Source organism: uncultured Agitococcus sp., assembly GCF_937920075.1.
Lineage (GTDB): Bacteria > Pseudomonadota > Gammaproteobacteria > Pseudomonadales > Moraxellaceae > Agitococcus.
In genome coordinates this window covers 1-5,858 of sequence record NZ_CALETI010000140.1, presented here as the reverse complement: position 1 = coordinate 5,858, position 5,858 = coordinate 1, and the positions used below count along the sequence as shown (strand labels likewise).

At 39.6% G+C, this 5,858-nt stretch carries 6 protein-coding genes and 1 pseudogene; 2 read left to right on the top strand and 5 right to left on the bottom strand.

What is annotated here, in order from left to right; all coding sequences use genetic code 11:
- The 4 genes and pseudogenes from Q0212_RS05235 to waaA form a co-directional block, all read right to left on the bottom strand.
- A pseudogene (locus Q0212_RS05235) lies at positions 1-197 on the bottom strand (hypothetical protein); the annotation flags it as partial.
- A complete protein-coding gene (locus tag Q0212_RS05230) occupies positions 197-577 on the bottom strand; it encodes a hypothetical protein (protein ID WP_297923235.1) in 381 nt (126 codons plus the stop codon). The gene Q0212_RS05230 and the pseudogene Q0212_RS05235, both read right to left, overlap by 1 nt.
- Entirely contained in the window at positions 574-825 is a 252-nt protein-coding gene (locus Q0212_RS05225) for a type II toxin-antitoxin system VapB family antitoxin (protein ID WP_297923241.1), read from the bottom strand. The genes Q0212_RS05230 and Q0212_RS05225 overlap by 4 nt, the downstream gene beginning before the upstream one ends.
- Before the next feature lie 27 nt (positions 826-852).
- Positions 853-2,127, bottom strand: coding sequence for a lipid IV(A) 3-deoxy-D-manno-octulosonic acid transferase (gene waaA, locus Q0212_RS05220; RefSeq protein WP_297923232.1), 1,275 nt, complete (start codon positions 2,125-2,127; stop codon positions 853-855).
- Between the two features lie 135 nt (positions 2,128-2,262).
- Here waaA and lpxL point away from each other — a divergent pair, with 135 nt between their 5' ends.
- Complete coding sequence (gene lpxL / locus Q0212_RS05215) at positions 2,263-3,222, top strand: LpxL/LpxP family Kdo(2)-lipid IV(A) lauroyl/palmitoleoyl acyltransferase (RefSeq protein WP_297923238.1); 960 nt, start codon at positions 2,263-2,265, stop codon at positions 3,220-3,222.
- 115 nt (positions 3,223-3,337) lie between these two features.
- On the top strand, positions 3,338-4,459 hold the full coding sequence (locus Q0212_RS05210) for a glycosyltransferase family 4 protein (protein ID WP_297923229.1): 1,122 nt from the start codon (positions 3,338-3,340) through the stop codon (positions 4,457-4,459).
- On the opposite strand, the gene wbaP is transcribed toward Q0212_RS05210, so the two are convergent.
- The gene (gene wbaP / locus Q0212_RS05205; protein ID WP_297923226.1) at positions 4,436-5,833 is read right to left on the bottom strand and encodes an undecaprenyl-phosphate galactose phosphotransferase WbaP; all 1,398 of its coding nucleotides are present in this window, start codon (positions 5,831-5,833) and stop codon (positions 4,436-4,438) included. The two genes, Q0212_RS05210 and wbaP, sit on opposite strands and share 24 nt — an antisense overlap.
- Between the last annotated feature and the right edge of the window lie 25 nt (positions 5,834-5,858).

The window sequence follows — 5,858 nt, the reverse complement described above, 5'->3', positions numbered from 1 at the left end:
TCAAAACGCAGTTGCAAAGACTGCTTGTCTAAATGCACTACTTCAGCATTCCCCATTAAGCCATTCAGCATTCCCACGCGCAACTGCTGCCCTACTTGTGCTTGGTGAACTTCTAAAACGTGCTGCAAACGACGGCCAGTTAGGTTGGCTATATTTGCTTGAGAACAGTCTTGGGGAGTGAGGATAATAAGGTTCATTAATGTGTCAGTGGTAAATAAGCAATATTAAAACGTGTTGCTAAACTTAATAAACGCTTGTCTAAAGTCCATAATTGACTATTAGGCGTTAATATGGTTGATGCTAAAAGTGTCATATCTATCAATCCACAGCCTAAACCATACAGTTTATGTGTTTCAACAAAGACACTGACTTCATCTAAATTTGCCTGTTGGCAATGTTTTAACAAAGCAATATTAGCTAATGTTTTTTGTCTTGGTTCGGGTGGTGTACCACAACGCAATTCACCAATTATCATTGGATGCGTCATTGCAGCATCTATACTCAACAAATGAATTAACTGTTGATTACCGTGTTTAAAAAAATCCACCCACACTGAGGTATCGATTAGGACATTCATTCGCTAAATTTATCCTCTATACGACGAGGAATATCTGTCATATTGGGTACTGTTCCTGCTAACGCTGCTAACCTTTGTGCTGCTTGGACACGAATAAATGTTTTAATGGCTTCTTTAAATAGCTCACTTTTTTCCATGTTGGTATCAGCCAGCTCTAAGGCTTGTTGGTATAAACTATCATCTATAGTCACTGTGGTACGCATAATCAAAACACCAAAATAATCATCATTTGCATACAAATATAACATCAAAAAGCATTACTACAATAGGAGCTGTTATTTTTTTAAGGCCAACACTCCCTCCACAATCGCCAAATGTTTTTTCAACGCACCTTTATTGGCATTAACCACGGCTAAACCTGCTTGTCCATCCTTTTGCTTTTGTTCAGGATTTGCCAACCATTCACAGACGATTTTTGCTAATTCTGTGGCATCATGACCTTGTTGTAATGCCCCTGCTTGCAGCAAAATATCGGTAATTTGTTTAAAGTTAAACATGGTCATGCCTGTGACAATCGGTACAGCCAAAGCTGCTGGCTCTAAGGGATTATGCCCTCCCACATTGACCAAAGACCCTCCCACAAACGCCACATCTGCCAAAGCAAACCACAGCAATAACTCCCCCATACTATCGCCCAAAAACACACTCACTTCGGGGGTAATTGCTTGTTGTTGGCTGCGTCGAGCTATGCTAAAGCTTTGTTTAGCAACTAAATCTGCAACCTTATCAAAACGCTCAGGATGACGTGGCACTAAAATCAACAAGGCATTATTAAACTGTTGTTGAATTTGTTTAAATGCAGTCAACACGATTTCATCTTCACCCTCATGGGTACTTGCTGCCACCCAAATAGGCCGTGTTTGTAACTGCCATTGTTGTTTTAATTCATCTGCACGCAACGTTAAATCATCAGGAATAGTTAAATCAAACTTTAAGCTACCTGTTACTTGAATTGTACTTTCTGGCGTACCTAAGTCTTGAAAACGTTGTGCGGTATCTTGATCTTGTGCCGCTAAAACGGTTAAGGCTTGTAACATCGGTGTTACTAAACTGGGAATTTTGCCATAGCCTGTAGCTGATTTTGCCGACAAACGACCATTAGCTAACATGACAGGAATAGTAAGTTGCTTGGCTTGGTCAATTAAATTTGGCCATAACTCCGTTTCCATAACAATAATTAATTTAGGCCGACTATGCTCTAAAAAACGACGCATTGCCCACGAATAATCATAAGGTAAATAACATTGATGGACTTTATCGCCCCATAAGGCACGAGCGCGTTCTGCACCTGTCGCCGTAGTATTGGTAATAATCAGTGGCAAATTGGGGTATTGTGTTAATAAAGCATTGACTAAGGGCTGTGAGGCTAAGGTTTCCCCCAAAGAGACCGCATGAATAACAATGCCACCTTGCGGCAACTTTTTATGACCACCAAAACGTTGCTCAATATTTTGGGCATATGTGGGGGTAGTTCGACCACGCCATAACAAACGCAAATAAACAAAAGGCAATAACAGATGCAATAAAAAATTATAACGCCACGAAGTCATGCTAAATTCCTAAATATTTGCCGCTTGGTATTATCGCTAAGATACGGCAAAATAACCATTTTTTTAGACCTGACACGATTTATGTTATTTTGGGCAAAATATGTCAGCCCCTCTTTTTATGATTTACGCCGATTTATGAAAGCAATTCCCTTTACATGGCACTTTTTACATCCTCGTTATTGGCCAATTTGGTTGCTATTAATTCCTTTATTATTTGTGTTTAGCAAATTACCTTGGGGCATACAACGGCGTATTGGCACATTTTTGGGATTGTTAGTTTATAGTGTCATTGGTCAGCGTCGTCGTGATACCGCCACCAATATTCGTTTATGCTTTCCTGAAGCGTCCGAAAACGAGCAAGCGATGATGGTCAAAGACGTGTTTATTCAAGGTGGCATCAGTATTTTTGAAACGGCTAATGCATGGTTTAAACCCAAAGAATATTATCATAAAAAAGTCACCATTCAGGGCTTACATCACCTACAAGCGGCCAAAGCTGAAGGCAAAGGAATTTTATTATTAGGTGCACATTATAGTTTTGTTGATTTGTGTGGTTTATTGGCGATTATTTTCTTTCCTGTGGACACGGTTTATCGGCCACAAAATAATAAAGCTTTAGAATATTTTATGGTTAAACGTCGTTTACGAATTTATGACTACCAAATTGACCATGACAATATGCGCCTATTGATTAAAGCCCTCAAAGAAAACCACACGGTTTGGTACACCCCTGACCAAGATTTTGGCCTCAAGCAAGGGGTTTTTGCGCCATTTTTTGGCATGCAAGCGGCAACAGTGACTGCACCACGTCGTTTGCAAAAAATTAATAATTCGGCTGTCATGTTGGTACATTTCCGCCGTCATCCTGTACTCGAACAATACGAAATTTTAATCACACCACGTTTAGAAAACTATCCGAGTGATGATCCTGTTGCTGATGCAAGCTTAGTTAATCATCATTTAGAACAATTAATTAGACGCTCACCGACACAATATATGTGGTTTCATCGTCGCTTCAAAACACGGCCTGAGGGTGAAGCGATGCCCTACCCGAAAAAACGTAGGCATCTTAAAGAAGAACAACGGAATATCTAAATATTTTTTGGCTTCGACTACGCTCAGCCAACGCAATTTGACTTAGCTCAGCCAACGCAAAATGGTTCCCTGAGCGAAGTCGAAGGGCAACCTAACCACCAACGAGACCGACACCATGAAAAAACTCACCGTTATTCAAACCCTACCTGCACTCAATGCGGGGGGTGTTGAGCGCGGCACACTCGAAATTGCACGAGCCTTGGTTGCTGCGGGACATCGTTCGATTGTGATTTCTAATGGTGGACGATTGGTTCAACAATTAGAAGCCGAAGGTAGCGAACACATTACCTTGCCTGTGCATCGAAAATCTTTAGCTAGCTTATGGCAAGTTGCACCATTTAAACAAATTTTACTCGATATTAAACCCGATATTATTCATGCACGCTCGCGCATTCCTGCATGGATTGCATGGTTAGCATGGCGCAAACTTCCCTTAAGTAATCGCCCACACTTTGTTACTACGGTACATGGCTTTTATTCCGTGAGTTTTTATAGTGCCATTATGACCAAAGGCGAGCGTGTGATTGCGGTATCCAATAGCGTTAAAGACTATATCACCCAAAACTATAAACATTGTCCAATCAATAACATTCAAGTGATTCATCGTGGTGTGAGCCAACAAGAGTTTCCACATGGTTATCAACCTAATCAGCAATGGTTACGTCAATGGCAACAAACTTATCCACAATTACAAGGCAAAAAAGTCTTAACCTTGGCGGGTCGGATTACGCGCCTAAAAGGCCATGAAACCTTTATTCAATTAATCAAACAACTGATTGCGGATGGCGAGAATGTTCATGGTTTAATTGTCGGTGGTGCAGAAGCCAAAAAACAGGCCTATCTTCAAGAAATTGAGCAATTGATTATTAAAGAAAATCTGAGTCAACATATCACCATGACTGGTCATCGTAGTGATATTAAAGAAGTGTTTAGCCAAAGCGATTTAATTTATTCTTTATCTAGCCAAGCAGAAACCTTTGGTCGTACCGTCTTAGAAGCCTTGTATTTAGGCAAATCGGTGTTGGGGTGGAATCATGGCGGGGTTGGCGAGATTTTAGCCGCCTGTTATCCCCAAGGTAGCCTAAATTTAAATGATACTGTTAGCTTATTAAGCAAAACCAAAGACTTATTACATAGCCCTCAAACACCCCCTATTATCAATCAATTTCGTTTAGACGATATGTGTGGGCAGACGTTAAAGGTATATGAAGACTTAGTAAGCACCGTCACGTACTAAAACCACCTTCACTGTTTTTAGTAAAATGACTAAATCATTCCATAATGACCAATTACGCACATACCATGCATCTAAAGCGACACGAGTCTCGTAATCAACATCATTACGACCACTCACTTGCCACAAACCTGTCATACCGGGTTTAACATGCAAGTAATAATCAACATCATCACCATATTTCACTAATTCAGCTTGCACAACAGGACGAGGACCAACCAAGCTCATTTCACCACGTAACACATTCCATAGTTGAGGTAGTTCATCCAAACTGGTACGGCGTAAAACATGACCAATCTGTGTAATTCTTGGATCATTTTTTAATTTAAACTCAGCTTCCCACTCTGCTCTCGCCTGTGCATCATTTTTTAATAACTCGTCTAACACTTCAGCCGAATTTTTAACCATTGTTCTAAATTTATAACAAGGAAAAGGATTACCATTCACACCTATACGCTGATGACCAAAAAATGCATCACCCTCTGTTTGTTTGACTTTATAAAATAAATATGCAAATAAAGGACTCAGTAACAATAATAAAGTTAATGATACAAAAACATCAAAAGCTCGCTTAATTAAACGCGCAGAAGGTCTTAATAGACTATTCTGCGCTCTTAACAACAAAACTTCGTGTGAAAACGCGTGTAAAGGTTGCATACCCCATAATGGCAAACCACGTGTTGGCGGCACAATAATCATATTGGGATAAAATCGAGAAAGAATACGTACCGCTTCATTTAACTCAGTTTGCTGTTCCGCCTCTAATGCCACAACAACTTGTATATTTTGACTGGGTTTTAATCCTTCTTGCCATGTTAGCTGAGGAACGGTTATCCACGTATTGTCTACACTATTATGTGATGTTTGCACTACTTCTGCTAACTCATAGCCCATCAAACCTTCACTTTTAAGAGCCAACCACGCCTCTTTTGCATTTTCACCATTGCCAATAAGGCGAACAGGAATTTGCCATTTACCTATTTTTAAAGCATATAACTTAACTAGAGTGCGGAATGTAGGCAATAAACAAAAAATTGCAAACCATTGAATAGCAAAGGCAACACGTGAAAAATGGATTTTATTAAAAAAGAAAAAAGCAGCATCCAAAATCATTAATAACGATAATACTTTTAGACTTTCTCTTAATTCATCCCAAAAAGGCTTACGCTCTGTGTAATGTTGATATATAAAACCAAATGTAAATAAAAAACCAACCAACACAAGAGCAACACCATAAATTCGGAATTGCCCTTCTAAATGCCACCATGTGTTTAATGACCATGAGAATTCGTGAAGACGTGGGAGTTGGCCTAAAATAAAAGCGATAGATAAAGCGAATATATCTATAAAAAATAAACTTTGCCTTACCATGAGCATACGGTTCTCTTGTTAGTTCAAATAT

Bases quoted from the DNA above. Each gene is read 5' to 3' on its own strand.
- Q0212_RS05230 (WP_297923235.1), bottom strand. From the start codon at position 577: ATGAATGTCCTAATCGATACCTCAGTGTGGGTGGATTTTTTTAAACAC.
- lpxL (WP_297923238.1), top strand. From the start codon at position 2,263: ATGAAAGCAATTCCCTTTACATGGCACTTTTTACATCCTCGTTATTGG.
- wbaP (WP_297923226.1), bottom strand. From the start codon at position 5,833: ATGCTCATGGTAAGGCAAAGTTTATTTTTTATAGATATATTCGCTTTA.
- Q0212_RS05225 (WP_297923241.1), bottom strand. From the start codon at position 825: ATGTTATATTTGTATGCAAATGATGATTATTTTGGTGTTTTGATTATG.
- Q0212_RS05210 (WP_297923229.1), top strand. From the start codon at position 3,338: ATGAAAAAACTCACCGTTATTCAAACCCTACCTGCACTCAATGCGGGG.
- waaA (WP_297923232.1), bottom strand. From the start codon at position 2,127: ATGACTTCGTGGCGTTATAATTTTTTATTGCATCTGTTATTGCCTTTT.